The sequence below is a fragment of the Nocardioides kribbensis genome, assembly GCF_015070375.1.
Taxonomy (GTDB): domain Bacteria; phylum Actinomycetota; class Actinomycetes; order Propionibacteriales; family Nocardioidaceae; genus Nocardioides; species Nocardioides kribbensis.
The window spans coordinates 93,142-119,392 of sequence record NZ_JADCLL010000010.1 but is presented as its reverse complement, the minus strand read 5'-3'; the positions used below and the strand labels follow the sequence as shown (position 1 = coordinate 119,392).

28 protein-coding genes are annotated in these 26,251 nt (G+C 77.0%); 16 read left to right on the top strand and 12 right to left on the bottom strand.

Features of this window, described 5'->3' with window-relative positions; genetic code table 11:
- Positions 1 to 38: 38 nt before the first annotated feature.
- On the bottom strand, positions 39 to 848 hold the full coding sequence (locus IR170_RS18660; RefSeq protein WP_193666402.1) for an IclR family transcriptional regulator domain-containing protein: 810 nt from the start codon (positions 846 to 848) through the stop codon (positions 39 to 41).
- A gap of 263 nt (positions 849 to 1,111) precedes the next feature.
- Here IR170_RS18660 and IR170_RS18655 point away from each other — a divergent pair, with 263 nt between their 5' ends.
- From IR170_RS18655 to IR170_RS18645, 3 genes are all read left to right on the top strand, one after another.
- A complete protein-coding gene (locus IR170_RS18655) occupies positions 1,112 to 1,672 on the top strand; it encodes a redoxin family protein (RefSeq protein ID WP_193666401.1) in 561 nt (186 codons plus the stop codon).
- A 186-nt stretch (positions 1,673 to 1,858) separates the two neighbouring features.
- A complete protein-coding gene (locus IR170_RS18650) occupies positions 1,859 to 2,263 on the top strand; it encodes a TlpA family protein disulfide reductase (protein WP_193666400.1) in 405 nt (134 codons plus the stop codon).
- A 57-nt stretch (positions 2,264 to 2,320) separates the two neighbouring features.
- On the top strand, positions 2,321 to 2,581 hold the full coding sequence (locus IR170_RS18645) for a hypothetical protein (protein ID WP_193666399.1): 261 nt from the start codon (positions 2,321 to 2,323) through the stop codon (positions 2,579 to 2,581).
- 164 nt (positions 2,582 to 2,745) lie between these two features.
- On the opposite strand, the gene IR170_RS18640 is transcribed toward IR170_RS18645, so the two are convergent.
- From IR170_RS18640 to pcaH, 5 genes are all read right to left on the bottom strand, one after another.
- Positions 2,746 to 3,405, bottom strand: coding sequence for an SCO family protein (locus IR170_RS18640; protein WP_162242264.1), 660 nt, complete (start codon positions 3,403 to 3,405; stop codon positions 2,746 to 2,748).
- A gap of 190 nt (positions 3,406 to 3,595) precedes the next feature.
- The gene (pcaDC, locus tag IR170_RS18635) at positions 3,596 to 4,963 is read right to left on the bottom strand and encodes a bifunctional 3-oxoadipate enol-lactonase/4-carboxymuconolactone decarboxylase PcaDC (protein ID WP_319805168.1); all 1,368 of its coding nucleotides are present in this window, start codon (positions 4,961 to 4,963) and stop codon (positions 3,596 to 3,598) included.
- Positions 4,960 to 6,168 (bottom strand): lyase family protein, encoded by a 1,209-nt coding sequence (locus IR170_RS18630; RefSeq protein ID WP_193666398.1) that lies wholly within the window; start codon positions 6,166 to 6,168, stop codon positions 4,960 to 4,962. The genes pcaDC and IR170_RS18630 overlap by 4 nt, the downstream gene beginning before the upstream one ends.
- Before the next feature lie 4 nt (positions 6,169 to 6,172).
- On the bottom strand, positions 6,173 to 6,751 hold the full coding sequence (gene pcaG / locus IR170_RS18625; RefSeq protein ID WP_193666397.1) for a protocatechuate 3,4-dioxygenase subunit alpha: 579 nt from the start codon (positions 6,749 to 6,751) through the stop codon (positions 6,173 to 6,175).
- On the bottom strand, positions 6,748 to 7,563 hold the full coding sequence (pcaH, locus tag IR170_RS18620) for a protocatechuate 3,4-dioxygenase subunit beta (RefSeq protein ID WP_193666396.1): 816 nt from the start codon (positions 7,561 to 7,563) through the stop codon (positions 6,748 to 6,750). The genes pcaG and pcaH overlap by 4 nt, the downstream gene beginning before the upstream one ends.
- Before the next feature lie 103 nt (positions 7,564 to 7,666).
- Here pcaH and IR170_RS18615 point away from each other — a divergent pair, with 103 nt between their 5' ends.
- The 7 genes from IR170_RS18615 (at position 7,667) to IR170_RS18585 (ending at position 14,983) form a co-directional block, all read left to right on the top strand.
- Complete coding sequence (locus IR170_RS18615; protein ID WP_193666395.1) at positions 7,667 to 9,067, top strand: MFS transporter; 1,401 nt, start codon at positions 7,667 to 7,669, stop codon at positions 9,065 to 9,067.
- Positions 9,068 to 9,121: 54 nt separating this feature from the next.
- On the top strand, positions 9,122 to 9,868 hold the full coding sequence (locus IR170_RS18610; RefSeq protein ID WP_193666394.1) for an IclR family transcriptional regulator: 747 nt from the start codon (positions 9,122 to 9,124) through the stop codon (positions 9,866 to 9,868).
- A 188-nt stretch (positions 9,869 to 10,056) separates the two neighbouring features.
- The gene (locus tag IR170_RS18605; RefSeq protein ID WP_193666393.1) at positions 10,057 to 11,376 is read left to right on the top strand and encodes a hypothetical protein; all 1,320 of its coding nucleotides are present in this window, start codon (positions 10,057 to 10,059) and stop codon (positions 11,374 to 11,376) included.
- A gap of 3 nt (positions 11,377 to 11,379) precedes the next feature.
- A complete protein-coding gene (locus IR170_RS18600; protein WP_193666392.1) occupies positions 11,380 to 11,985 on the top strand; it encodes a class F sortase in 606 nt (201 codons plus the stop codon).
- Positions 11,986 to 12,188: 203 nt separating this feature from the next.
- Positions 12,189 to 13,181, top strand: coding sequence for a DICT sensory domain-containing protein (locus tag IR170_RS18595; protein ID WP_193666391.1), 993 nt, complete (start codon positions 12,189 to 12,191; stop codon positions 13,179 to 13,181).
- 1 nt (position 13,182) lies between these two features.
- Complete coding sequence (locus IR170_RS18590; RefSeq protein WP_193666390.1) at positions 13,183 to 14,505, top strand: NAD(P)/FAD-dependent oxidoreductase; 1,323 nt, start codon at positions 13,183 to 13,185, stop codon at positions 14,503 to 14,505.
- A 10-nt stretch (positions 14,506 to 14,515) separates the two neighbouring features.
- Positions 14,516 to 14,983 carry a hypothetical protein gene (locus IR170_RS18585; RefSeq protein WP_228941271.1) on the top strand — a complete coding sequence of 156 codons (468 nt, stop codon included), beginning with the start codon at positions 14,516 to 14,518 and terminating at the stop codon, positions 14,981 to 14,983.
- A gap of 59 nt (positions 14,984 to 15,042) precedes the next feature.
- Here the strand turns inward: IR170_RS18585 and IR170_RS18580 are convergent, their stop codons facing one another.
- Positions 15,043 to 17,319: a SpoIIE family protein phosphatase gene (locus IR170_RS18580; protein WP_193666389.1), complete on the bottom strand. Its 2,277-nt coding sequence runs from the start codon at positions 17,317 to 17,319 to the stop codon at positions 15,043 to 15,045.
- A 193-nt stretch (positions 17,320 to 17,512) separates the two neighbouring features.
- Positions 17,513 to 18,388 (bottom strand): NAD(P)H-binding protein, encoded by an 876-nt coding sequence (locus tag IR170_RS18575; protein ID WP_193666388.1) that lies wholly within the window; start codon positions 18,386 to 18,388, stop codon positions 17,513 to 17,515.
- A gap of 155 nt (positions 18,389 to 18,543) precedes the next feature.
- On the opposite strand from IR170_RS18575, the gene IR170_RS18570 reads away from it, so the two are divergent.
- From IR170_RS18570 to IR170_RS18555, 4 genes are all read left to right on the top strand, one after another.
- Complete coding sequence (locus tag IR170_RS18570) at positions 18,544 to 18,900, top strand: winged helix-turn-helix transcriptional regulator (protein WP_193666387.1); 357 nt, start codon at positions 18,544 to 18,546, stop codon at positions 18,898 to 18,900.
- Between the two features lie 164 nt (positions 18,901 to 19,064).
- The gene (locus IR170_RS18565) at positions 19,065 to 19,499 is read left to right on the top strand and encodes an SRPBCC family protein (protein ID WP_193666386.1); all 435 of its coding nucleotides are present in this window, start codon (positions 19,065 to 19,067) and stop codon (positions 19,497 to 19,499) included.
- Positions 19,496 to 21,184 (top strand): phytoene desaturase family protein, encoded by a 1,689-nt coding sequence (locus IR170_RS18560; RefSeq protein WP_193666385.1) that lies wholly within the window; start codon positions 19,496 to 19,498, stop codon positions 21,182 to 21,184. The genes IR170_RS18565 and IR170_RS18560 overlap by 4 nt, the downstream gene beginning before the upstream one ends.
- Positions 21,181 to 21,867 (top strand): methyltransferase, encoded by a 687-nt coding sequence (locus IR170_RS18555; protein WP_193666384.1) that lies wholly within the window; start codon positions 21,181 to 21,183, stop codon positions 21,865 to 21,867. The genes IR170_RS18560 and IR170_RS18555 overlap by 4 nt, the downstream gene beginning before the upstream one ends.
- 33 nt (positions 21,868 to 21,900) lie before the next feature.
- On the opposite strand, the gene IR170_RS20500 is transcribed toward IR170_RS18555, so the two are convergent.
- Positions 21,901 to 22,209 (bottom strand): CDGSH iron-sulfur domain-containing protein, encoded by a 309-nt coding sequence (locus IR170_RS20500; RefSeq protein ID WP_319805167.1) that lies wholly within the window; start codon positions 22,207 to 22,209, stop codon positions 21,901 to 21,903.
- Positions 22,206 to 23,183, bottom strand: coding sequence for an iron-containing redox enzyme family protein (locus tag IR170_RS18545; protein WP_193666383.1), 978 nt, complete (start codon positions 23,181 to 23,183; stop codon positions 22,206 to 22,208). Before IR170_RS18545 ends, IR170_RS20500 begins: the two co-directional genes overlap by 4 nt.
- Before the next feature lie 243 nt (positions 23,184 to 23,426).
- Here IR170_RS18545 and IR170_RS18540 point away from each other — a divergent pair, with 243 nt between their 5' ends.
- Positions 23,427 to 24,122 carry an SDR family NAD(P)-dependent oxidoreductase gene (locus tag IR170_RS18540; protein WP_193666382.1) on the top strand — a complete coding sequence of 232 codons (696 nt, stop codon included), beginning with the start codon at positions 23,427 to 23,429 and terminating at the stop codon, positions 24,120 to 24,122.
- A gap of 39 nt (positions 24,123 to 24,161) precedes the next feature.
- Here IR170_RS18540 and mmuM read toward each other — a convergent pair whose 3' ends face one another.
- Positions 24,162 to 25,160 carry a homocysteine S-methyltransferase gene (mmuM, locus tag IR170_RS18535; protein WP_319805166.1) on the bottom strand — a complete coding sequence of 333 codons (999 nt, stop codon included), beginning with the start codon at positions 25,158 to 25,160 and terminating at the stop codon, positions 24,162 to 24,164.
- Between the two features lie 113 nt (positions 25,161 to 25,273).
- Here mmuM and rraA point away from each other — a divergent pair, with 113 nt between their 5' ends.
- Positions 25,274 to 25,768, top strand: a complete 495-nt coding sequence (gene rraA / locus IR170_RS18530) for a ribonuclease E activity regulator RraA (protein ID WP_193666381.1) — start codon at positions 25,274 to 25,276, stop codon at positions 25,766 to 25,768.
- A 183-nt stretch (positions 25,769 to 25,951) separates the two neighbouring features.
- Here rraA and IR170_RS18525 read toward each other — a convergent pair whose 3' ends face one another.
- Positions 25,952 to 26,104 (bottom strand): hypothetical protein, encoded by a 153-nt coding sequence (locus tag IR170_RS18525; protein WP_156697763.1) that lies wholly within the window; start codon positions 26,102 to 26,104, stop codon positions 25,952 to 25,954.
- Between the last annotated feature and the right edge of the window lie 147 nt (positions 26,105 to 26,251).

The window sequence follows — 26,251 nt, the reverse complement described above, 5'->3', positions numbered from 1 at the left end:
CGCCCCGACCCCGCTGCGCGTGCGCCTCAGCCGGCCGCTCAGCCCGCCGTGAGGGCGAGGTCGGCCGCCGCGGCCGCGGCGGTCTCCCGCAGGGCCTCGAGGTGGGTCAGCGGGTCGGGGCCGGTGGCCGAGGTGGAGATGTTGAGGGCCGCCACCACAGCACCGTGCGCGTCGCGCAGTGGCACGGCGAGGGAGCGCAGGCCGAGCTCGAGCTCCTGGTCCACCAGCGCCCAGCCCTGCCGGCGGGCCTCCTCGACCCGGTCCCGCAGGACGCTCGCCTCGGTCACGGTGTGCGGCGTGAGCGGGGTGAGGGCCGCAGCGCCGAGGTGGGCCGCGACCGCCTCGTCGGGCAGGGCCGCCAGCAGCACCCGCCCCATCGACGTCGCGTGGGCCGGGAAGCGGGTGCCGACGGTGATCCCCACCGTCATCAGCCGCCGGGTCGCGACCCGCGCGACGTAGACGATCTCCGCGCCGTCGAGCACGGCCGCCGACGTCGACTCCCCCACCCGCGCCGAGAGCCGCTCGAGGTGCGGCTGGGCGACCTGGGGCAGCCCCATGCCCGACAGGTACGCCGTGCCGAGACGCAGCACCTGCGGGGTGAGGGCGAAGCTGGTGCCGGTGAGGCGCACGTAGCCGAGCTCGACCAGGGTCAGCAGCAGCCGTCGCACGGTGGCCCGGCTCAGCCCGGTGCGGGCCGCCACCTGGCTGAGCGTCATCGAGCCGTGGTCGGCGTCGAAGGCCGTGATCACGTCCAGCCCCCGCGCCAGGGACTGCACGAAGTCCTCGCCCGGACCGCGCCGCCGACCCGCCGGCGCGGCGACAGCGGGGTCGGGGACGGGCTCGCTCATGGCGGCGAGCATAGGGCGGGACGGCGGCGTCGCGGGCCGCACCGCACCCGGCCCGGGGCGACCTGCTCGCGTGCTAGGGGGAGGGGCACGGTCGTGCCCCGCCCCCCCAGCACGCCGGCGCCTGCACTTCCCCGGCCCCGGAACGGCCCTCGCGACGTCAGGCTGCCCACCCCGCTCGTCGTACGCCGCTCGACGGGGCCCGCACCCACCTGAGCCGGGCGCGCGGGCGGGGCCGGGCGCGCGCGGCCCGGTACCGTGGAGGCGTGCCGCGCCGCCTGCTCCGCCCCCTCGCCGCCCTCACCGCCGCCGCGGTCTGGACCCTCGCCGGCTGCTCGACCACCTACGTCGACTCCACCCCCGACGGCGCCGACGAGGACGCCCCGGTCGCGGCCGGCTGGACCCGCGTCGACCCGATCGCGGCCGAGCTGCCCACCGACGAGCCCCTCGGCGGCACCGACGCCACCAGCGCCGACCTCACCGAGCCCACCCTGGTCAACGTCTGGGCCAGCTGGTGCGAGCCCTGCCAGGCCGAGATGCCGCTGCTCGACGAGGTGTCGCGCTCCGGCGACCTCCAGGTGCTCGGCCTCTCCCGCGACGTCACCGCCGCCCAGGGCCAGACCATGATCGACGACCTCGACGTCACCTTCGACAGCTGGCTCGACGCCGACGCGGAGTTCGCCGTGGCCCTCGACGGCCGGATGCCGCTCAACAGCGTGCCCGCCTCCGCCATGGTGGTCGACGGCGAGGTCGTGGCCGTGCACCTCGGCGAGTTCCGCGACCGCGCCGAGGTGCTCGACGGCCTCGACTACGTGCCCGCGCGCTGATGCCGCGGCCCCGCCGGTGCCGTCAGGACCGGTCGTCGGCCCCGGCCCGCCGCCCTCGCCGCGCTCGTCACGGTCGGCGCCGCGCTCCTGCTCGCCGGCTGCTCCACCACGTACGTCGACACCTCCCCCGACACCCGCCCCGCCGACCTCCCGCAGTCGGGCTGGATCGCCGTCGACCCGATCGCGGTGACGCTGCCGACCGACGCGCCCCTGGGCGCGGCACCGGCGACGGCGTCCGACCTCGACGAGCCCACCCTGGTCAACGTCTGGGCCAGCAGCTGCGGCCCCTGCCGCGAGGAGATGCCGCTGCTCGACCGGATCGACGCCGCCGGCGACCTGCAGGTCGTGGGGCTCTCGCGCGACGTCTCCACCGACGACGGCGAGGACCTGATCGCCGACCTCGGTGTCGCCTTCGACAGCTGGCAGGACGCCGACCTGTCCTTCCTGCGCTCCCTCGACGGCCGGGCGTCGCTGGTCTGGCTGCCCGCCTCGGCGATGGTCGCGGACGGCGAGGTGGTGGCCGTCCACGTCGGGCCGTTCCACTCGCGCGCCGAGGTGCTCGAGGGACTCGACCACGTGCCCGGGCGCTGAGGCGCTGAGGCACTGAGGCGCGGCCATCCTGCGTGGAGCGCCGCTAGCCTGGCCGCCATGGCCACGCCCCGCACCCGCCCCCGAGCGGCGAGCACACGGACCTCGCCGGTCGTGCTCGCCCTGGCCGGAGTCGTGGCCGGAGCCACCCTCGCCAGCGTGGCCTGGATCGCCGTGCTGCTCGCCGCTGCCTACGGTCCGCTCGGCAGTGCGGGCATCCTGTCGGCCGTCGTGGGCCTCACCGTCGTCACCGGGCTGCTGCTGCGGCGTCACTCCCCGCGGCGGCGCCGACCGGCCGCGAGCCCGTCCTCGCCGGGCTGAGGCTCGTCCAGGCGGCGCCGGACGTCGAGGCCGGGCGGGCCGCCTCGGACGGTCGGACCGCCTCGGTCGGGCGCGGGCGGTCGTGCGCGGGCGGGCGCGGGCGGGCGCGGGCGGGCGGGCGCGGGCGGGCGGCCGGCGCGGTGCGGTGCGGCGTACGGGCCGGGTCAGCCCTGGCGGACCTCGCCGGTGAGCAGGAAGCCGATGTCGTCGGCGAACTGGCTGGGCGAGGTCTCGCGGCCCCAGATCGCCGGAGCCTCGCCGTCCTGGTCGACGGCGATGACGTAGGTGCCGTGGGCGTTGGGGTCGTAGCCGCCGCCGGGCAGCGCCTCGCCGTCGTCGACGTAGACGCCGACCGACTCCCCGAGCTGGTTGACGGCGTCGAGGTCTCCGGTGAGGCCGGTGAAGGAGGGGTCGAAGTTGCCGAGGTAGTCGTCGATGACCGCCGGGGTGTCCTTCTTCGGGTCGGTGCTGACGAAGACCACGTCGACCTCGCTGCGCTGCTCCTCGTCGAGCTTGAGCAGCCCCGAGGCCAGGGAGTTGAGCACCTGCGGGCAGATGTCGGGGCAGGAGGTGTAGCCGAAGAAGAGCAGCGTCAGCGGCTTGTCGGCGTCGGTGGCCAGCGTGAACGGCTGACCGTCGGTCGTCTCGAGGGTGGTGTCGGCGACCTCGAAGGGCGGGTCGACCACGCGGCCGGTGAAGTCGACCTGCTGCTCCTGCGAGCAGCCCGAGGCGACCAGCGCGGTCACGGTGAGGGCGGCCAGCGCCCCCGCCGTACGCCGCCGTCGCGGGCTCGGACTGGTCGGTCGGGCGGATCGGATGCGCACGGGATCGATGGTACGAGGGCCTCCCGCAGGCCCCGCCGGGCCGGTGGTGGCCGGTCGCGACCGGTGTCGGCTGGGCCACAGCCGCCACGTCAGCCACACCTGTCGGCCCGGACCCGCACCTGTCGGCCCACGCACCGGCCGACAGGTGCGGGTTTCGCCAGCCGGCTGGTGAAACCCGCCGAGCCGCCGCTCAGGCCTCCCCGAGGTCGGCCAGCACCTGCTGGGCGACGCGGAAGGCGGCGTTGGCGTCGGGGACCCCGCAGTAGATGGCGGTCTGGAGCAGGACCTCGCGGATCTCCCCGACGGTGACGCCGTTGGTGCGGGCGGCGCGCACGTGCATCGCGAGCTCCTCGTGGTGGCCGCGGGCGACGAGGGCGGTGAGGGTGACCAGGGAGCGGCTGCGGCGGTCGAGGCCGGGGCGGTTCCAGACGCCGTCCCAGGCGTAGGCGGTGATGAAGTCCTGGAAGTCGCGGGTGAAGTCGGTCGTGGCGGCCCGGGCGCGGTCGACGTGGGCATCGCCGAGCACCTCGCGGCGGGTGACGAGACCGGCGGCGACGCGCGGGTCGTCACCGTCGTACGCCGCGGGCGCCGCGCCACCCGCGCCACCACCCGCGCCGCCGACGGCTCCGGGGTCGGCGAGCGCCTCGTCGAGCGACCCGCCGAGCAGGTGCGCCCGCACCAGCCGGGCCACGACCTCGGGGGCCTCGGCAGGGGCGAGGTGGGCGACGTCGGGCAGCTCGACGTAGGCGCCGTGGACGACGCCGTCGGCGATCGCACGCAGCGACTCCGGCGGGGTGGCGACGTCGTGGCTGCCGGCGACGGCGAGGACGGGGGCGGTGATCTCGCCGAGGCGGTCGCGCACGTCGAAGGCCGCCAGGGCGCCGCAGACGGCGACATAGCCCTCGTCGCGAGCCGCCGAGAGCGCGTGCAGCAGCGCGGAGCCGGCCTCGGGCTCGCGGTCGAGGAACCCGGGCCCGAACCACCGCTGCGCCGACCCGCTCACCAGCGCGGGCGTGCCCGAGTCGGTGACCGTGGCCATCCGCTCGGTCCAGGAGGCGGCGGTGCCGATGCGCGCGCCGGTGCACAGCAGCACGGCGGCGTCGACGCGGTCGGGGGCGTCGAGGAGCAGCTGGAGGCCGACGGCGCCGCCGACGGAGTCGCCGGCGTAGGCGAAGGACGAGCCGGGCGGGTCACCGCGCTGGGTCATCACCTCGTCGACCAGCACGAGCACGCCGGCGGCCAGCCCGGCCAGGTCGAAGGCACGCGCGGGCACGGCGGTGTTGTGGCCGTGGCCGGGCAGGTCCCAGGCCAGGACGTCGAAGACCTCGGTGAGGCCGGCGGCCGCGCAACGGGTCCACAGCGTGGCCGCCGAGGTCCCGAGCGAGGGTCCGAGCACGAGCAGGGGGAGCTCGGCGCGGTGGGCGGCCCCGCTGAGGCGCACCCCGGTGACCGCGGGCACGACCGGCGGGTCGCCGGGCGAGACGCCCGCCGCGGCCGGGGCAGGACGCGGGTCGGGAGTCGGGGCGGGGGTCGGGGCGGGGGTCGGGTCGGGGGTCACGGGGTCACCTCACGGGCTCGGTGGAGGACGGCGTCGACGAGGGCGTCGGTGGCGCCGAGGTAGGTCGGTCGGGGGTCGCGCCCGGTGAGGGCGGCCATGCTCCGCTGCTCCGCGCGTACGTCGGAGCCCGCGGCCTCCAGCGTGGCCGCCATCCGCGCGGGGTGCACCCGGAGGCCGGCGAGCAGGTCGGCGGTCTGGGAGGCGGCGGTGCAGGTGCGGCGCAGCAGGTCGCGCAGGGTGGCCCACTCGGCGTGCCAGGCGCCGTCGGCGCGCTGGTCCACCTGGTCGGCGGCGGCGAGGTGGAGGGTGGCCGCGAGCTGGGGGGTGGTGAGCGCGGCGCGCCGCACGAGCACGGCCAGCACGGGGTTGGCCTTGTGGGGCATGGTCGAGGACCCGCCCCCGGCGCCCTCGGAGAGCTCGCCGATCTCGGGGCGGGCCAGGGTGAGCACGTCGTGCGCGACGTGGCCCCAGGCGTCGGTGCAGCGCACGGCGGCGTCGCCGACGCGGGTCAGCGGGCTGCGCACGCCGTGCCACGGCACGGCCGGCGCGAGGCCGAGGGCCGTGGCGACCTCGGTGGTGAGCGCGAGGGGGTCGTGGTCGGGCGCGAGCAGCTCGCCGAGGGCGGCGAGGGTGCCGGCGGCGCCGCCGAGCTGCGCGGGCAGCGTCCGCCCGCCGAGGGCGGCGACCTCGTCGTGGGCGTCGAGCACGCCGCCGAGCCAGCCAGCGGCGACGAGGCCGAAGGTCGTGGGCACGGCGTGCTGGGTCAGCGTGCGGGCGGTCATCGCGGTAGTGCGGTGCTCCTCCACCAGCGCGACCAGGGTCGTGACCTGCGCGCCGAGGTGGGTGGCCACGTCGTCGAGGGCGGCGCGGGCCAGCAGCACCAGCGCGGTGTCGACGACGTCCTGGCTGGTCAGGCCGCGGTGCAGCCAGCGCGCGGCGTCGGTCTCGGCGCCGAGGCGGGAGCGCAGCAGCGCCAGCAGCGGGAGCACCGGGTTGCCGCCGGCCTCGGCCCGCTCCGCGAGGCCGGGGAGGTCGCCGGGGCCGACGAGGCCGCCGAGGTCGGCGCGGGCGCGCACCGGCGCCACGTCGGCGGCGACGAGCGCGGCGAGCCAGGCCTGCTCGACGTCGAGCATCGCGGCCAGGAAGGCCTCGTCGGAGAGGACGTCGCGGGCCCGGTGGTCGCCGGGCCAGAAGAGGTCGGCCACGGCGTCAGTGTGTCCCACCGACGCCGGGGGCCGCCCGCGCGGAGTGGTCGAGGAAGACGGTCTCGTGCTCGCCCTGCAGCCGCAGGTCGATCAGCAGCCCGTCGCCGTCGTCGGTGCAGCGCAGGGTCGCGGCGCGCGGACCGAGCGCGGCGAGGAGGTCGTCGTCGGGCGCGTCGGGGAGGTAGGCACGGGTCTGGAGCCGGTCGAGCAGGCCGCGGGCGAGCAGCGTCAGGGCGACGTACGGCGTGCCCGGGCGCAGCGTCACGAAGGACCAGCGCCCCTCGCCGTCGGTGGCGCAGCGGCCCCAGCCGGTGAAGGTGACGCCGTCGCGGCGCAGCGAGCCGGGCTGCTGCACGACCGTGCCGTCGGGGGCGGTCTGCCACAGCTCGACCAGCGCGTCGGGCACGGGCTCTCCGGCGCCGTCGAGCACGCGGCCCCGGAGCACCACCGAGCCGGGCGAGCCGGGCGGCACGAGCTCCCTGTCGCGGGGGAAGGGCAGGGCGTCGTGGAAGAAGGGCCCCACGGTCTGCCCGGGGGTGGGAGCGGGCGTGGGGGCGGGCTTGGGAGCGGCGGGGGTGCTCATCGGGCGTCTCCTGCTCGGTGCTCGGCGTGGTCGGGCTCGACGTCGTCCTCGCGCGGGGTGCGGTGGGAGCCGGTGAGCACGATGTCCCAGCGGTAGCCGGTGGCCCACTCGGGCTGGGTGAGGTCGTGGTCGTAGGTCGCGACGAGCCGGGCGCGGTCGGCGGGGTCGGTGACGGCCTGGTAGATCGGGTCGAGGGCGAAGAGCGGGTCGCCGGGGAAGTACATCTGCGTGACCAGGCGTTGGGTGAAGTCGGTGCCGAAGAGCGAGAAGTGGATGTGGGCGGGTCGCCAGGCGTTGCGGTGGTTGCGCCACGGGTAGGGCCCGGGCTTGATGGTGGTGAAGCGGTAGGTGCCCTCGGCGTCGGTCAGGCAGCGACCGACCCCGGTGAAGTGGGGGTCGAGGGGAGCGGGGTGCTGGTCGCGCTGGTGCACGTAGCGCCCCCCGGCGTTGGCCTGCCAGACCTCGACGAGCTGGTGGCGCACGGGGCGACCCGCGCCGTCGACCACGCGGCCGGTGACGATCATCCGCTCGCCGATCGGCTCGCCGCGCCCGCCGATGGTGAGGTCGGCCTCCAGCGGGTCGACGTCGCGCCGCCCGAAGACCGGGGCCCACAGCTCGAGCCCCTCGGGGTCGACCGGGTGCAGCGCCTGGGTGGGGTGGCGCAGGGCGGAGGACCGGTAGGGCGGGTAGTCCAGGCGCGGCTGGCGCCCGGGGGTGCCGTCGAGCGCGGCGATCTCGGCGCTGACCTCGGCCTGGCTCCCGGGCTCGGGGACGGGCTCGGGGGCTGGCTCCGGGGTGATGGGTGTGCTCACCCCGGCACCGTAGGGCGACGCCGGTCACACCACTGCCGCCGCCTTTCCGCTGACCGGAAGCGGCCGGTGGTCGGCGCGATGTGAGCGCTGTCACGGTGAGGCCATGTCCTCCTCCCCCTCCCCCACCCCCGCGCGGCCCGGCACCGCCTCCGGGACCACCTCCCCCGGGGCCGCCGGCGCCCCCTCCGGCGCCGCCGGGTCGGCGAGCCCCGCCGCGTGGTGGCCGGTGGCCCTCTGCTGGGTCGCGGTCGCCCTCGACGGCTTCGACCTCGTGGTGCTCGGGGTCGTCATCCCGGTGCTGTCCGCGACCGGGGCCCTGGGGTTCACCGACGCCTCGCTCACCTGGGCCTCCACCCTCGGCCTGGTCGGGGTCGGCATCGGCGCGGTCGCGGTCGGCCCGCTCACCGACCGCTTCGGGCGCCGCCGCGCCCTCCTCACGAGCATCGCGGTCTTCTCCGTGCTCACGCTGGTGCTCCCGCTGGCCCGCACCGTCACCGAGTTCACCGTGCTGCGCTTCCTGGCCGGTCTGGGTCTCGGCGCCTGCCTGCCGACCGCCCTGGCCTTCATGTCCGAGCACGCGCGGCCCGGCCGCGGCGGCAGTGCCGTGACCCGCATGATGACCGGCTACCACGTCGGCGCCGTGCTCACCGCCCTGCTGGGGCTGTGGCTGGTCGACGCCTACGGCTGGGAGGCGATGTTCGTCGTCGGCGGCGTCGCCGGCCTGCTCACGCTCCCGGTCATGTGGGCCCGCCTGCCCGAGTCGGAGGCCTACCTCCGTGCCCGCGACGAGCGCGCAGCCGCGGGACCCACCTCGAGCAGCACCACCGGTGCCACCACCCGCGGCACCGGCGACGCCGACCGCCACGGCTCCGTCACCCCCGGCGCGCCCGTGGCGCGCGCGGCGCGCACCTCCGACGTGGTGCGCGGGGTCTACCTGCGCATCAGCCTGGGGCTGTGGGTGGCCTCGTTCATGGGCCTGCTGCTGGTCTACGGGCTCAACACGTGGCTGCCGAAGATCATGGGCGAGGCCGGCTACTCCATCCAGGCCGGCACCGGTCTCATCCTGGTGCTCAACGTGGGTGCCGTGATCGGGCTGCTGGTCGCCGGGCAGATCGCCGACGCACGCGGCAACAAGCGCACCGTGCTGGTGTGGTTCGGGCTCGCGGCGGTCTTCCTCGCGCTGCTGAGCATCCGCATCGAGAGCTCGCTGCTGGTCTACGTCGGCGTGCTGCTGGCGGGCGTCTTCGTCTTCAGCGCCCAGGTGCTGGTCTACGCCTTCGTCGGCCACCTCTACCCGCCGCAGGTGCGCGGCACCGCCCTGGGCATGTCGGCCGGGGTCGGTCGCGTCGGCGCCATCGTCGGGCCCTCGCTCGGCGGCGCGCTGGTCACCGCCGGCGTGGCCTACCCGTGGGGCTTCTACGCCTTCGCCGTCGCGGCCGTGCTCGCCGTCGTCGCCCTGGCCACCGTGCCCGCCCACGTGCGGGCCTCGGCGACCGCGGCCTGAGGAGTGGCGCCGGCCGGGGTCCACCGACCGGCGCCCGGTGGCAGGATCGCGACCATGGCCGGCAACTCCTCCGCCCCCGGGGCCAGCGTGGCGAGCAAGGTGCTGGCGCTGCTGGAGGCCTTCGACGACGACCACCGTCGGCTCTCGCTGACCACGCTGGCGCAGCGCGCCGGCCTGCCCGTGCCGACGGCCCACCGCCTGGTGGCCGAGCTGGTCGGGTGGGGGGCGCTGGCCCGCGTCGAGAGCGGGGAGTACGTCGTCGGCCGTCGCCTCTGGGACCTCGGCCTGCTCGCCCCGCACCAGGCCGGGCTGGTCGAGATCGCCTCGCCCTTCCTGCAGGACCTGCACGCCGCCACCCGCTCGACCCTGCACCTCGCGGTGCGCGACGGCCTGGAGGTGCTCTACCTCGACCGCCTGCGCGGACACGCCTCCGTGCCGGTGGTCAGCACCGTCGGGTCACGGCTGCCGCTGCACGCCACCGGGGTCGGCAAGGTGCTGCTGGCCCACGCGCCCGCCGACGTGCAGGCCCAGGCGCTCGCGCGGCTGACCCGGGTGACGCCCTACACCGTGGTCGCCCCCGGCACCCTGCGCCGCCAGCTCGACCGGGTCGTCGCCGAGGGCTACGCCACCACCTCGGAGGAGATGAGCCTCGGCGCGTGCTCGGTCGGCGTGCCCGTGCGCCGCGGGGACGAGGTCGTGGCCGCCGTCGGCATCGTCGTGCCGTCGCTGCGCCGCGACCGGGCCCGTCTCGTGGCCGCCCTCGAGGTCGCCGCCCGCGGCATCGGCCGGTCGCTGGGCTGAGCGCCGGCGGGTCCGCCGCCGGGACGTCATGCGCCCCGTGGAAGCGCATCCACCCCCCGTATGACGTCCCGCCCCGCGGCGACCACAGGGGTGAGACCCGCCCGGGCGGCGTAACCATCACCGGTCGGTCCCGTTGAGTGAGCGTGGTCACGCGCGTGGCCGCACGCCTTGGGAGGGGTTTCTCGGACATGTCAGCACCCGCAGCACGTCGTACGCCCGGCCGGACCGGTCGCGCCCGCACCACCGCCCGCACCACTGCCCGCACCGCCACCCGGGTGGCCGCGACCACGGCCGCCGCGGCGGTCGCCGCGCTGGCCGCGAGCCCGGCGATGGCGGCCGGACCGGTCGCCCAGGCCAGCGCGACGGCGCTCGAGGTCACGGTGGCCAGCACCCCCACCGACTCGGGGTCCTACTCCGTGACCAACGACGGCCGCCGCGAGCGCGCCACCGGCACGAGCTCCCCGGCGATCACGGCCCTGGCCGGCCAGGACTTCGTGGGCGCCGGCACCCTCGCCCAGGACGCCACCACCCGCATCGTGGGCCGCGACGGCCGCTCGGCGGCCTGCGCCGGGCTCGCGGGCGACGGCGCCACGGTCGCCGCCGCCGGCGACAGCAGCTGCCTGACCCCGGGGCAGAACCTCACCCTCGACGCCGCGTCGCTCGACCTCACCGGCGTCCAGCTGGTGCAGTCGGACTTCCTGCAGGGCCTCGACCAGCAGCTCCAGGACGCCCTCGCCCCCGTGCTCGACCAGGCCTTCCCCGCGCTGCAGGACGCCGTCGGTCAGGTGCTCGACGCCGCCGACCTCGGGGTCTTCCTCGACGCCGGCGCCATCCAGAGCCGCTGCACCGCCGCGCCCGGCACCGCCGACGGCACCGCCGACCTCACCGACGTCAGCGCCTACGCCCGCGTGATGGGGCAGCGCGTCGACCTGGTCTCGCTGCCGGTCAGCCCCGCCCCCAACACCAAGGTCGTCACCGACCTCGGCGAGGTCGCGGCGCTGCTGGAGCAGGCGCTGCAGGAGCAGCTCACCACCGCCCTCGACGGCGCCCTCGGCCCGCTGGGCGACGCGATCGACCAGGCCGCGGTGGTCGACGAGGCGCTCGCGACCCTCGGCGAGCAGCTCGCGCCGCTGGAGGAGAACGTCCTCGACCTCACCCTCAACAAGCAGGTCCGCCCCAGTGACGGCGCCATCGAGGTCACCGCGCTCGACCTGGCCGTGCTCCCGGTGAGCAGCGACTTCGGCGTCGAGGTGCTCGGCGCCCAGGTCGGCCGCAGCACCTGCGGCCCCAACGGCCGCGTCGGTGCGCCGCCGCAGACCCCCGACCCGACCCCGACGCCCCAGCCCACCGACGTGCCCACCTCGGTGCCGGCCGGCGTGGCCGAGGCCGGCGCCACCGCCGGACCCGACGGGGGCCTGGGCGCCGGCGGCACCCTCGCCCTCGGCGGGCTGCTGGCCCTGGCCGGCGCCGCGGGCGTCGCGAGCTGGCGCCGCGCCACGAGGGCCTGAGCCGTGGGCACCGCTGACGGCGGAGCCGGGGCGGGCGTCACCGCCCGTCTCGGAGCCCTCACCACCGCCCTGCTCGTGCTGGGCGTCGGGCTCGTCCTCGGTGGCCTGGTGCTGCCCAGCGGCACCGACGACAGCGGCCCGTCGTACGCCGACCTGGGCCCGGCCGACCCCGTGCGGCTGCAGGTGCGCTCGCTGCGCATCGACGCCCCCGTCGTGCCCATCGCCGTCACCACCGACCGCGTGCTCGACCCGCCCACCGACGTGCTCGACGTCGGCTGGTGGGACGCCTCCGCCCAGCCGGGCGCCGAGAGCGGCCAGACCGTCATCGCGGGCCACACCGTCCACACCGGCGGCGGCTCGCTGGACCGCCTCGGCGACGTGCGGCGCGGCGCGGCGGTCGACGTGACCACCCCGCGGGGCCGGATGCGCTACGAGGTGACCCGCGTCGTGGTCTACGACAAGGACCAGCTCGCGGCCAACGCCCAGCAGGTCTTCGGCCAGGACCGCCGCGACGGCCGCCTGGTGCTCATCTCGTGCACCGACTGGGACGGCGCGGCCTACGAGAGCAACGTGGTCGTCTTCGGCCGCGCCCTCGGCGAGCCGGTCTGACCCGGCCCTCCGCACAGCCCGGCACCGACCGGGGCCGACCGGGACCGACCGGGGCCGACCACCGGCCCGGACCCTGGCCGGCCTCGCGGCCGGTCACTGGTCCGGTCACTGGTCTGGTCCGAGGGGCACCCGGGGCCGCCCGGTGGGGTGTGAACAGTTGTCCACACGTTCCTCAACACCCTGTGGAGGTTTACAGTGGCGCCATGAACGACGCGTCGAACCCCGGTCCCGAGACCCTCACGATCGGTGACCTGGCCTCGCGCACGGGCGTCGCCCCGGCGACGCTGCGCATGTGGGAGCAGCGCCACGGCTTCCCCAACCCGCAGCGCCGCGACAGCGGTCACCGGCGCTACTCCGCGGCCGACGTCGAGGTCGTGCTCGATGTGATCCGCCGCCGCCAGATGGGGGTGCGCCTCGACGTCGCCGTCGAGCAGGCGGTCTCCGCGGCCTGGTCCGACGCCGAGCCGACGACCCCGTCGGCCTACGCCGAGCTGCGCCGGCTCCACCCGCGGCTCAACAGCTACCGCCTGCGCAAGTCGACGCTGCTCGCGCTGTCCTGGGCCATCGAGGACGAGTTCTGCGCGCTCGCCGACCGGCCCTACCTCTTCGGCGCCTTCCAGCACGAGAAGTTCTACGCCCACTCCCAGCAGCGCTGGGAGGAGCTGGCCCGGGTGGCCCGCCAGACCTTCGTCTTCGCCGAGTTCACCAGCCCGCCCGTGACCCGCAGCTCCGACGGCGACACCACCACGCTGTCGGCCGGGCCCGCCTCGGCCGGCGCGCCCGAGGCGCAGCCCGGCGCCGGGGCGCGCCCGACGCGTCCCGCCCGACCGCAGCCACCGCGCCGTACGCCGACGGCGGTGACCCTGCCCCACGACGCCCCGATGCGCCGCGAGTGGACCGTGGTCTGCGACGCCCCCGACCTCTCCGCCGCCCTCACCGCCTGGGAGCTGCCCGGCCAGGACGACACCCCCGACCGCGACCGGGTCTTTGAGTCGCTGTGGACGGTCGAGCCCGGGCCGGTGCGCGACGCGGCCCGGGTCTGCGCCCGCGTGGCCCAGGCCGCCGGCGTCGAGGAGGCCCGGCCCGTGCTCTACGAGCTGGCCAGTTCCCCCGACCCCGCACTGGCCGACCTGGCCTCGGTGACCGCGATGTTCAACCGCGTCGTGTCCTACGTCGACCGCTACGCGGTCCGCTGACGTGACCCCTGCCGGCACCGCCGCCGAGGCGACCGGGGCGGGCGCCGCCGCGACCGAGACCGACGTCCTGGTCGTCGGCGCCGGCCTCGCGGGCCTGCGCTGCGCCCGCGTGCTCGCCGACACCGGCCTCGACGTGCAGGTCTGGGAGGCCGGCGACGCCGTCGGCGGCCGGATCCGCACCGACGTCGTCGACGGCCACCGCTGCGACCGCGGCTTCCAGCTGCTCAACCCCGCCTACGCCGCCGTGCGCGCCTGGGTCGACGCCCCGGCGCTGGGCCTGCAGTCCTTCGGGGCCGGGGTGGTCGCCGGCACCGACGAGGGCCGGCTGCTGCTCGGCGACCCGCTGCGCGCCACCCGCACGCTGCCCTCCACGCTGCGCCACGTGGCTCCCCGCGCCCTCGACGTGCTGCCCCTGGCCCGCTGGGCCGCGCCGCTGCTGCGCCACCCCGCCGGGCGCCACCTGGCCCACCACCTCACCAGCGGCGGCGACACCGACCTGCGCACCGCCCTGGACCGGGCCGGCGTGCACGGTCTGCTGCGCCGGGTGCTCGACCGCTTCCTGTCCGGGGTGGTGCTCGACGACTCCGGCGCCACCTCCTCGGCCTTCGCGCTGCTGCTGCTGCGCTCCTTCCTCACCGGCGTGCCCGGCCTGCCCGCGCAGGGCATGCAGGCGCTGCCCGAGCAGCTCGCCGCACCGCTCGGCGCACGGGTGCGACTCGACCACCGCGTCGAGCGGGTCGGCCCCGCCGGGCCCCGCGGGGTGCTCGTCGAGGGGCCGGCCGGCTCCGTGCGCGCGCGCCGCGTCGTGGTGGCCACCGACGGCGTCGACGCCGCCGGGCTCACCGCGCTGGAGCCGGTGCGCACCCGCGGCGTGGTGACCACGTGGTTCGCCACCGACGAGCCGGTCGGGCTGCGCAGCGCCACCGAGGCCCGCATGCTCCACGTCGACGCGCGCGAGGTGCCCGCCGGCCCGCTGGTCAACACCGCGGTGGTGTCCGCAGCGGCCCCGACGTACGCACCGGAGGGGAGCCACCTCGTGCAGGGCTCGGCCCTGCTGCGGCGCGGCACCGCGCCGGCCACCGACGGCGAGATCCGCCGCCACGCCGGGCTCCTGCTGGGGGTCGACACCTCCTCGTGGCGCGTGGTGGTGCGCCACGAGGTGGAGCACGCCCTGCCCGCCCAGCCCGCGCCGCTGGCCGCGCGCCGCCGCCAGGCCCTCGACTCCGGCGTCGTGGTCTGCGGCGACCACCGCGACACCGCCTCCATCCAGGGCGCCCTGGTCAGCGGCGACCGCGCCGCCCGCACCGTGCTCGCCGACCTGTGAGCGCCACCCCGTGAGCGGTCCGCTCGGCGACCCCGACGTGGTGCGGGCGGCGCTGGTCGCCGTCACCTGGCTCCACCTCGGCTTCCAGGCGGTCGTCAGCGCGCTGGTCTACCCCGTGCTGGTGGCCACCGGACGTGAGCAGCCCGAGCGCTGGCCCACCGCCCACGCCCGGCACTCGCGCGTGATCGCCCCGCTCGTCGGGTTCGTCTACGGCGCCCTGCTGGTCGTCGGCGTCGTCGCCGCGCTCGTCGTGCCCGGCCCCGCCGAGCTGGTCGCCCTCGCCGCGGCCGGCGGCGCCGTCGCGGTCACCGCCACGCTGGCCGCCCCCACCCACGGCCGGCTCGGCCGGCCCGGGCCCACCGGCGCCGTCAGACCCGACCCGGCGCTGCTGCGCCTGCTGCTGCGCGCCGACCTCGCCCGCGCGGTGCTGGCCCTCGTGGCCGCCGTCGCCGCGGCCCTCGCCGTGCTCGTGGCCTGACGCCTCCCGCCACGGCCCCGCCCGTGCCCCGCTCGTGCCCCGCTCCGGGGCGTCAGGGCTCAGCCCTGCGGACCCATCCGGATGGCGAGCACGGTGGTGTCGTCGTCCTTGACGCCGGCGACGGCCTCGACGATCTCGTCGACCCACTCCTGCATCCGCTCGCCGGGTCCGACGCAGGCGGTGACGCGCAGCTGCTCGAGGGTCTCGGCGATGTCGAGGCCACGACGCTCGACCAGGCCGTCGGTGTACATGAGCACTGTGGCGCCGCCGGAGAGGTCGACCTCGTCGACGACCGCCTGCCCCACCCCGATGCCGAGCAGAGGGCGCTGCCGCAGCGACAGCTCGTGGGCCTCGCCGTCGACGCACAGCAGCGGCGGGAGGTGACCGGCCGAGGAGAGCTGGAGCACGCCGCTCGCGCGGTCGAGCACCCCGACGAGGGCGGTGGCGACCCGCTGGTCGAGGAGCCCGTCCATCAGCCGGTCGAGCCGGTCGAGACAGCCCGCGGGCGTGTCACCGCCGAAGAGGTAGGCCCGCAGCGCGGTGCGCACCTGGGTCATCGCGGTCGCGGCCTGCACGCCGTGGCCGGCGACGTCGCCGACGACGAAGGCCACCCGGCCGTCGTCGAGCTCGAAGGCGTCCCACCAGTCGCCGCCGAGCTGGTAGGTCGAGGCCGGCAGGTAGCGCGCGGCGATCTCCACGCCGTCGAAGTCGGGGGCGACCTCGGCGACGACCGAGCGCTGCAGCGACTCCGCCATGGCGATCTGCTCGCGGGAGCGGGCGAGCAGCACCCCGGTGACGTGGGCGTTGAGGGCCTCGGCGGTGTCGACCTGCCAGGCGGTCCAGGGCTCGCTGCGTCCGCGCACGACCTGGCGCCACTTGTCGAAGGACTTGCGGGGGCTGAGGCGGACCTCGGGACCCTCGGCGTCGTAGAGCAGCTTGTTGGTGGGGTCGCCGCCCCAGTCGACGACCTCCTCGAGCTCGGGCCGCAGCCACATCAGCCAGCTCGAGGGGTCGCTGCTGCCGATCACCATCGCGCCGGCGGCGACGTCGGAGACCTCCTCGAGGTCGGGGGCGAGCACGCCGAGGTGGTGGGTGTGCACGGCGCGGCCGTCGGGGCGGTGGAGCAGGGCGCCGATGCGCCGCAGGTGCCGCTCCTCGGGCACCCGGCCCAGCGTGGTGATCACGCCCTCCACCGACAGCGCGGCACCGCCGGCCCCGACCAGCCGCAGCAGCGCCGGGTCGGACATGAGCTGCACCAGCGGGTTGAGCTCGGAGGCGGTCAGGGCAGCGGTGAAGCGGTTGAGCTCGGTCTGGCTCCCGATGGCGGCCTCGCGCCCGTCGGCGCGCTCGCGGTCGTTGATCATCTGCGAGGCGACCTGCCCCAGGAACTCCACCGCGGCGCGCGCGTCGTGGCTGGGTCGGTGCGGCCCGGAATAGTGGTGGCACGCCACCAGGCCCCACAGCTCCTCGTCGATGACCAGCGAGACCGACATCGAGGCGCCCACGCCCATGTTGGTGAGGTACTCGACGTGGATCGGCGAGACGCTGCGCAGCGTGGAGTGCGACAGGTCGAGCGGGGCTCCGGTGACCTCGTCGAGCACCGGGTCGAGCGGCACCGGGGTGTAGGAGACGTCGGCGATGAGCCGGGTCCAGTTCACGGTGTAGAGCCGCCGGGCCTGGGCCGGGATGTCGGTGGCGGGGTAGTGCAGGCCGAGGAAGGGGTTGAGGTCCTCGCGCCGGTCCTCGGCGATGACCTCGCCGTTCCAGTCCTGGTCGAAGCGGTAGACCATGACGCGGTCGAAGCCGCTCAGCCCGCGCACCTCGTGGGCCAGCCGGTCGGCCAGGTCGGCCACCGACCCGGCGCTGGCCAGGCGGGCCATCGCGCCGCGCGCCGACTGGTAGGACAGCGTGCCCGCGCCCGGGCCGCCGAGCTGCTCGAGCTCGACCACCACGCGCTCCCCGGAGCGGTGCACGGTGACGTCGACGTCGGCACCGGCCAGCGCGCCCCGCGCCCCTATGGCCAGCGGCAGGTCCTCGGGCAGGCGCAGCACCATCGGCTCGCCCTTGGTGGGGCTCGCGGCCCGCGGCGCGATCGCCGCGGCCGCCGCCTCGCCGAGCAGCTCGGCCAGCGTGCGTCCGCGCGCGGCGCCCGAGGCCACCCCGAGCAGCTGCTCGCAGTTGGCGGAGACCACCACCGCGGTCAGGTCGTCCGGCTCCAGGGCCAGCAGCACGCCGTGGGGCTGGATCGCGCCGGGCACGTGGATCGGCTCCCGGTCGCACGTCGTGAGGTCGACACCGCCGTAGGCGGGGGTGTGCGACGGTCGGACGTCGGTCAACGCGGGGCTCCAGGCGACGAGGGGGCGAGGGGGGTCGGGCGGTCACTGCGGGTACGGCGGGCACGGCCCGGTCGCGCCGGGGGCCCGGCGCGTCGCGGCGTCCTGCTGGGGAGCCTAGGCGCTTCGTGCCGTTCGCGTGCCCGCCCCACCCCGACCTCGCCCGTCCGGGCGGGGCGCGACGCGCCTCCCGGGCTCAGGCCATCGCGCGCAGGGCGTCGACCAGCGGGGTCGTGGGGCGCCCGGCCAGGCGGGACAGGTCGCCGGGGGTCGCGGCGAGCGCGCCCTGCGCGATGGCGGCGTCGAGACCGGCGACGAAGCCTGCGGTGCCCTCGTCGAGCCCGGCGGAGCGCAGGGCGGCGACGTGGGTGTCGGTGTCGACGGCCCGCAGCGTGACCTCGCGACCGAGCACCTCGCCGAGCGCGGCCACCAGCTCCTCGGCGTCCCAGGCGTGGTCGCCGGAGAGCTCGTAGGCCGCACCCACGTGCTCGGCGCCGTCGCCGGCGGCCACGTCGGCGAGCACGCGCGCGGTGGCGGCGGCGTAGTCGTCGCGGGTCGCGCTGGCCACGCGCCCCTCACCGGTGCTGGTCAGGACGACGCCGGTGGCGCGGGCCTGCTCGAGCGTGGCGGCGTAGTTCTCGGTGTACCAGCCGTTGCGCAGCAGCGTCACCGGCAGCCCGCTGGCCCGCAGCAGCTCCTCGGTGGCCTCGTGCTCCGCGGCCAGCGACAGCGGGGTGGCGCCCGCGCCGAGGACGCTGGTGTAGGCGACGTGCGCGACGCCGGCGTGGATGGCCGCGTCGATCGCCGCGGCGTGCTGCGGCACGCGCCCGCCGGGCTCGCTGCCGGAGACGAGCAGGAACACGTCGCCGGCCGACAGGGCCGCCTCGAGGGTCGCGGGGTCGTCGTAGTCCATCCGTGCGGTGCGCACCCCGGTCGCCTCGCCCAGCGCCGCGAGCCGCTCCTCGTCGCGACCGCCGGCCACCACGTCGGCCGGGGCCACGCCCCGCGCCAGCAGCTCCTCCACCACGCGCCGGCCCAGCTGCCCGGTCGCCCCGCTCACCACGATCGTCATCCCTGTCTCCTCCACACGTCGCTGCCGCGGCGGTCGCCGCGGCGGGCCGCGCCGTCGGCGGCCCCGCCCCTGCCAACCGCGCCCGGCCCGACACCCTTCCCGCGGTGGGGTACGCACTTCGACGTGGGGTACTCACCTCGGAGTAAGGTCGGCCCGTGACCACCCTCCCCCGCACCCCCGCCGCCGTGGTGCCCGTGGACTCGCTGTGCCCCGCGACCCGCGCCGTCTTCGAGCACGTCACCAGCAAGTGGGGCGTGCTGGTGCTGGTCACCCTGGGCGAGGGCACGCTGCGCTGGAGCGCCCTCAAGCGCCGCATCGACGGGGTGAGCGAGAAGATGCTCATCCAGACCCTGCAGACCCTCGAGGCCGACGGCCTGGTGCGGCGCGAGGCCCTGCCGGTCGTGCCGCCGCACGTGGAGTACTCCCTCACCCCCGCCGGCCAGCAGGCGGTCGCGCTGATGACGCCGCTGCTCGGCTGGATCCGCGACCACGTGGCCCCGCTCGCCCCCTGACGACCGCGGTCGCCGCCGCGCGCGCGTCCTACTGACCGTTGCGACCACTGGCCGACTGTCATGACGGTCAGGTAGTGGTCGCAACGGTCGGTAAGACGCGCAGGCCACCCGCCTGACCCCCGCGGGTGTGGTGCCCGGCGGGGGGTGCGAGGAGGGTGGGAGCCATGAGCCACACCTCGCGCGACCTCGCTGCCACCCCCGAGACGGTCTGGGAGGTCCTCAGCGACGGGTGGATGTACCCCCTCTTCGTGGTGGGCGCCTCCCGGATGCGCGAGGTCGACGACGACTGGCCCGAGGTCGGGGCGCGGCTGCACCACTCCGTCGGCGCCTGGCCGGCGCTGCTCGACGACAGCACCCAGGTCGTCGAGATGCACCCGCGCACCACCCTGACCCTGCTCGCCTACGGGTGGCCCTTCGGCCGCGCGCGGGTGACCTTCCGCCTCACGCCGTCGGGCGCCGGCACGTCGGTGGAGGTCGAGGAGCGGGTCGATCGCGGACCGGGCCGCTTCGTGCCGAGCCTCCTCCACGACCCGCCGATGACCTGGCGCAACACCGAGACCCTGCGCCGGCTGGCCTACGTGTGCGAGAACCGCCCGTGACGGGAGCGACGTACGACGCCCTCGTCATCGGCTCCGGCCCCAACGGGCTGGTCGCCGCCAACCTGCTCGCCGACGCCGGCTGGTCGGTGCTCGTGCTCGAGGCGCAGCCCGACGCCGGCGGCGCGGTGCGCAGCAGCCACGAGCTGGCCGACGGCTTCGTGCACGACACCTTCAGCGCCTTCTACCCCTTCGCACGCGCCTCGCCGGTGATGCTCGGGCTCGACCTGGAGCGCCACGGCCTGACCTGGTCGCACCCGCCCGCGGTGCAGGGCCACCCCTTCCCCGACGGCTCGTGGGCGCTGCTGCACCGCGACCGCGGGATCACCGCCGACCTGGCCGAGCGCGCCCACCCCGGCGACGGCGAGGCCTGGCTGCGGCTGTGCGCCGACTGGGACGCCATCGGCCCCGCGCTCATCGACGCGCTGCTCACGCCGTTCCCGCCCGTGCGCGGGGGACTCGGGGTGCTCACCCGGCTGCGCCACGTCGGCGGCGTCGACTTCGTGCGCACCCTGCTGAGCCCCGCGCTGACCATGCTCGACGGACGCCTGGGCGGCGAGGCGCTGCGCACGCTGGTGGCCGGCAACGCCGGCCACGCCGACATCCCCCTCGACGCGGCCGGCTCGGGCATGCTCGGCCTGCTACTGACGATGATGGGCCAGACCGTCGGCTTCCCCGCCCCGCGGGGCGGCGCCGGCGAGCTCAGCGCCGCGATGGTGCGCCGCCTGGAGTCGCTGGGCGGCGAGGTGCGCTGCGACGCCGAGGTCGTGGCCGTCGAGACCGACCGCGGCCGCGCGACCGGGGTGCGGCTGCGCTCGGGCGAGCGGTACGCCGCGCGCCGCGCCGTCGTCGCCGACGTGGGCGTCGAGGCGCTCTACCGCCACCTGCTCGACCCCTCCGACGTGCCCGCCCGGGTCGCCCGCGGGCTCGACCGCTTCGAGATGGACCCCGCCACGGTCAAGGTCGACTGGGCCCTCGACGGCCCCATCCCCTGGGCCAGCGCCCCCGAGCACGCCCCGGGCACGCTGCACCTGGCCGCGTCGCGCGCCGAGATGGCCGGGGCCACGGCGCAGGTCGCCTCCGGCTACGTGCCCGCCCACCCCTTCATGCTCGCCGGGCAGATGACCACCGCCGACCCCACCCGCTCCCCCGCCGGCACCGAGGCGGTGTGGGCCTACACCCACGTGCCGCAGCAGACCCGCGGCGACGCCGCGGACGGCGCGGCGAGCGGCCCGGGCAGCACCGGTGGCACGGTCGGCGGCGACTGGGGCCCCGACGACCGCGAGCGCTTCGCCGACCGCATGCAGGCGCGCTTCGAGGAGCTGGCCCCGGGCTTCGGGTCCCTCGTCAGGGCCCGTCGCGTGCTCGGCCCCCGCGAGCTGGAGCAGCGCAACGCCAACCTCGTCGGCGGCGCCGTCGGCGCGGGCACCTCCCAGCTGCACCAGATGCTGCTCTTCCGGCCCGTGCCCGGCCAGTGGGGCCGCGCCGAGACCGGCGTCGCCGGGCTCTACCTCGGCTCGGCCGCCGCCCACCCCGGCGGCGGCGTGCACGGCGCCCCCGGCAGCAACGCCGCCCGCGCCGCGCTGGCCCACGCCCGGGTCTCGGCGCTGACGGCGCTGCCGCGCTCGGTGGGCCGCTCGGTGCGGGGCACGCTCGGCCGCGGCACGGCCGGCGGGGGCGCGTCGTGACCGGCCCCGGCGCCGACCAGGGGGTACGGCGGGCGGCGTTCGGGCCGCTCGTGCTGACCTTCGACGACCGGGTGCTCGAGCCGCGGGAGTGGACGCTGGCCCAGTCGCAGTGGGCCGCCGAGCTCCTCTCCGAGCGGGACGGCACCGCGGCCGGGGTCCCCGGGTCCCCCGGGGCCGAGGGGGCCGTGCTCGAGCTGTGCGCGGGGGTCGGCCACATCGGCCTGGCCGCGGTGGCCGGGTCGCGGCGCGCGTTGGTGTGCGTCGACGCGAGTCCCGTGGCCTGCGCCTTCGCCCGCGACAACGTCGCCGCCAACGCCACCGCGGAGCGGCCCGCCGAGCTCACCGAGGTCCGCGAGGGCGACCTGCGCGAGGCCGTGGCCGACCACGAGCGGTTCGCGCTGGTCATCGCCGACCCGCCCTACCTGCCCTCCGCCGACACCGGGCGCTTCCCCGCGGACCCGCTGCTGGCCATCGACGGCGGGGCCGACGGCCTCGACCTGGCCTGGACCTGCCTGGAGGTCGCCGAGCGCCACCTGCTGCCCGGCGGCTCGGTGCTGCTCCAGCTCGCCGACACCGCCCAGTGCGACGTCGTCGAGGCGGCCTGGGGCACCCGCCACGGCCTCGTGCCGGTCGACCGTCGCGTCGTCGGTCGTGGCGCCCTGCTGCGCCTCGACCGCGCCTGAGCCCGCCCCGCGCAGGCCGCGGTCGGGCTGCCGTCAGGGACGCAGCGTGGCGGGCAGCACCTTGTGCGTGCCGTCGCACCACGGCAGCGTGGCCGAGCGGCTGCAGCGGCAGATCGCGGAGACCGGGCGGTGGGTGGGGTGCCGCACGCCCTGGTCGTCCTCCACCACGAGCCGCCCGCGCACGAGCATCGGGCCCCCGGGGCAGAGCACGACGTCGGGGCGTGAGACGTCGTCGACCACCGGGGCGGCCTCCGCCGCGCGCTCTCCCGCCCCCACCACGGGTACGCCGGCCCCGCTCCTGCCGACCCGCGGCGGGGCGGTGCGGGGGGTCGGGTCGCTCACGCCGCGCGGTCCCAGCGAGCGAGCAGGTCGGTGGCGGTGCGGGCCTCGAGGTCGAGGCAGATCGCGGCGCCGAGGAGCACGTCGCCGGCGAGGTGGGGCTCGCGCTCGACCAGGGCGCCGCAGATGGCGCGCACGGCGAGCTGCTCGTGCACGGCGTCGGCCTCGACGTGCTCGGTGTAGTACTCCACCATCTCGGGGGCGAAGCCGAGGCGCTGCAGGCCGCGGGCCATGCGTCGCGACGGCCCGGAGCTGCTGGCCTCGACGGCGGCGAGGTGGCCCAGGGCGGCGCCGCGCAGGCGGCGGTGCAGGCCGAGCATCGACAGCGCGGCGTTCTGCTCCAGCACCGCGGCGCTCGCCTCGTCGAGGGTGGCGCCGTAGTCGGCGCTCATGCCCGAGGCGGCCAGGCCGCGGGCGAAGAGGTGGTGGTGCAGGCGGGCGGGGTCGCCGCCGCCGTACTCGTCGAGCTGCACCTCCATGAGCGCGGCCTTGACCGTGGCCTCCAGGCGCGGCACGACCCAGGTCGTGGGGTCGGCCTCCTTGAGGTGGTAGACCGAGCGGTGTCGCAGCAGCTCCTCGACCTCGTCACGGGTCGCGGTGGTCTCGACGTGGCGGGCCAGCGAAGGTCCGTCGTCGGCCTCGACCATGGCGAAGAGCCGCTCGGCCAGGCCCTCGGCGGTGTGGTCCTCGGGTCGCGGCACCAGGTCGGCGTGGCGCTCGCGCAGCCGCGCCTCGAGGTCGGCCTCGAGCTCCCAGCGCAGCGCGTGCACCGCCGGGTGCCACTCGAGGGCGTCGTCGACGTCGTCGAAGCCGCGGTAGTGCAGCTCCTGGAGCGCCCACAGCGTGACCGCGGCGTCGTCGCGGGAGTCGGCGTCCCCGCCGCGGCCGAGACCCGCACTCGCGGTGTCCTCGAGGCCTCCGGTGAGCTGCGGGAAGACCCGCTCGCTCAGCGTTCCTCGGGCCTGGGGGATCAGCATCGGTGGTCCCTCCTGGTCGGCGGTGGTCACCCGGGCGGGCGGCCGCGCGGGGCGCTCCTCCGACGGTAGCCACGGCCACCGACGCCGCTCCCACCCCTGCGGGTGTGAGTCCTGGGTGATCGCCCGGCGGGCCCCCTACCGTCGCTGGGGAGGGCCTCGTCGGGCCCCTCGGACCCGCCCGGGACCCGCGTCGAGCCGCTGCACCACGGCCCGCGCCGACCGGGCCCGCACGCAGGAGGAGCCATGGAGCTGTCGGGAGCACGCGCACTGGTCGTCGGGGCCTCGGGGGTGCTCGGCGCTGGCATCGCCCGCGCCCTCGTGGAGCGTGGCGCCACCGTGAGCGTCGCCGGTCGCGACGCCGGGCGGCTCGCGCCGGTGGCGCAGGCCTGCGGCACCGAGCCGCTCGTGCTCGACCTGGTCGACACCGACGCCTGCCGCGAGGTCGTCGGGGCGGCGGCCGACGCCATGGGCGGCCTCGACCTGCTCGTCGTGGCCACCGGGGTCGCGGGCTTCGGTCCCGCGACCGACGCCGACCCGGCGGTGGTCGAGGAGCTCTTCGCCGTCAACACCCTCGGTCCGATGGCGCTGGTGCGCGCGGCCGCCGGGCGCTTCGAGGACGGCGGCACGGTCGCGGTGCTCTCGGCGATCCTGGCCGACTTGCCCACCAACCAGATGGCGGAGTACTCCGCCACCAAGGCGGCCCTCTCCACCTGGCTGACCGTGCTGCGCCGGGAGAACCGGCGCGCCTTCACCGTGCTCGACGTGCGCCCGCCCCACCTCGACACCGGGCTGGCCGAGCGCTCGCTGGCCGGCGAGCCGCCGAAGCTGCCCGCCCCGCTGCCCGGTCAGGTCGTGGTCGACACCGTGGTCGAGGCCCTCGCCTCCGGCGCCACCGAGGTCGTCTGGGACGCCAGCGCCAAGGAGCTCGTCGCCCGCTGAGGCCGCGGCGCGACCTCCCGGGGGCGCCGGGGCGGTCGGTCAGGCCCCCAGGCTCAGGGCCAGCCGCTCGATGTCGGCGGGCCCCACGCGGCAGCAGCCGCCGACGAGCCGGGCCCCGGCGCCGACCCAGCCGGCCGCGGGCGCAACGTCCCAGTCGCGCTCGCCGCGCCAGGCCTTGGCCACCGCGTCCCAGGTCTCCCCGCGGTTGGGGTAGACCACGCCGGGCAGTCCGGTCACCTCGGCGGCCACCCGCACCGCCGCGGCCACCTCGCCCGGTGCGGAGCAGTTGAGCCCGGCGGCCACCACGCTGGTGCTGCCGGCCAGGACGGCGTACGCCTCCTCGAGCGGCTGGCCCGCGCGCGTGCGTCCCCCGGCGACGGAGTAGGACACCCACGCGGGCAGGCCCAGGTCGTCGAGCAGCGGCACCAGCACCTCGGCCTCGCGCACGTCGGGCAGCGTCTCCACCGCGAGCAGGTCGGGGCCGGCGGCGGCGAGCGCGTCGAGGCGCCGCGCGTGGAAGTCGCGCAGCGCGCTGGGGCTGAGCCCGTAGTCGCCGCGGTACTCCGACCCGTCGGCCAGCACCGCGCCGTAGGGACCCACGGACGCCGCCACCAGCAGCCGACCGCGCTCGGCCCCCCGGTGCCCCGGCCCGCCCGACCCCGCGCGCAGCTCCTGCGCCGCGTCGCGGGCCCGGCGGGCCACCTCGACGCTGCGCGCCAGCAGCGCCCGGGCCTCCTGGGGCGTGCCGCCCGCAGCCACGACGCCCTGCTCGCTGACCTGGTAGCTGGCCGTGGTGGCGACCTCGGCCCCGGCGGCGAAGTAGGCCGCGTGCACGGCCTCGACCTCCTCCGGCGACCCGCGCAGCACCGTCGCGGTCCACAGCTGCGACGACAGGTCGACGCCGCGGTCCTCGAGCGCGTTCGACAGCCCGCCGTCGAGCACGACGGCGCGGTCGGCGGACTGCGGGGCGAGGTCGTCGAGGCCGGCAGGACCGGCTGGGCTGGCAGGGCGGGCGGGACCGGCAGGGCGGGGAGTCACACGCCCATCGTCCCCCGCCGCGGGCGCGGCGCGGCGACGGGCGGTCCGCGGTGGGCGGTCCGCCGCGGACGGCGGCGCCGGGCGGGCTGGGCGCGCTGTGCTGGGATGGCCGCGTGACCTCCACTCCCCAGCCGCCCACCGGGCCCACCCCCACCGCCGACCTCGTCGACGAGCACGGTGAGGCGCTGCAGTCCTGCGACCTCCAGCTGCGCCAGTACGGCGCTCGCGCCCGCTTCGCCGGCACCGCCGTGACGCTGCGCTGCCACCAGGACAACGCCCTCGTGAAGGCCGCCCTCGCCGAGCCCGGCGCCGGCAAGGTGCTGGTCGTCGACGGGGGCGGGTCGTTGCACACCGCGCTGATGGGCGACCTGATCGCCGCCTCGGCCGTCGCCAACGGCTGGGAGGGCGTCGTGATCCACGGTGCCGTGCGCGACGTCGCCGCCCTGCGCGAGCTCGACCTCGGGGTCAAGGCCCTCGGCTCCAACCCGCGCAAGAGCGCCAAGGACGGTGCGGGCGAGCGCGACGTGGTGGTGGAGTTCGGCGGCGTGTTGTTCGCCCCCGGCGCCACCGTGGTCAGCGACGACGACGGGATCGTCGTCCTGCCCTGAGCCGGACGGGGCGCGAGGCCTCGTCCCGCGGGACGTCATCGGCTCGGTGGATGCGCATCCACCCGTCGTACGACGTCCGCGCGCGCCCGCCTGGACGACGCCCCGGCCCGACCGCGCCGCAGGCCGGACGTCATGCGTCGCGTGGATGCGCATCCACCCTCCGCACGACGTCCGGTGCGCCGCTCAGTCGTCGATCTCCTCGCTCATGTCGAGCTCCCGCACGAACTGCATCGTCTCCCGGCGCTCGGCCGCCCGCGCCCGGGCGCGGGCGGCGTCGGCGCGCACCTGCTCCTCGCGGGCCTCGCGGGCGAGGCGCTCCTCCTCGGTCTCCTGCATCTCCCCACGGTGCCCGATCCGGGCTCCGTGCGGAAGCCTCCCGACCACGGGGCGGGTCACGGGACGGATCACGGGGCGGGTCACAGGACGGGTCACAGGACGGGTCCCGGGGCGGACGGCGGACCCAGTCGGCCGCCCGCCCCGTGC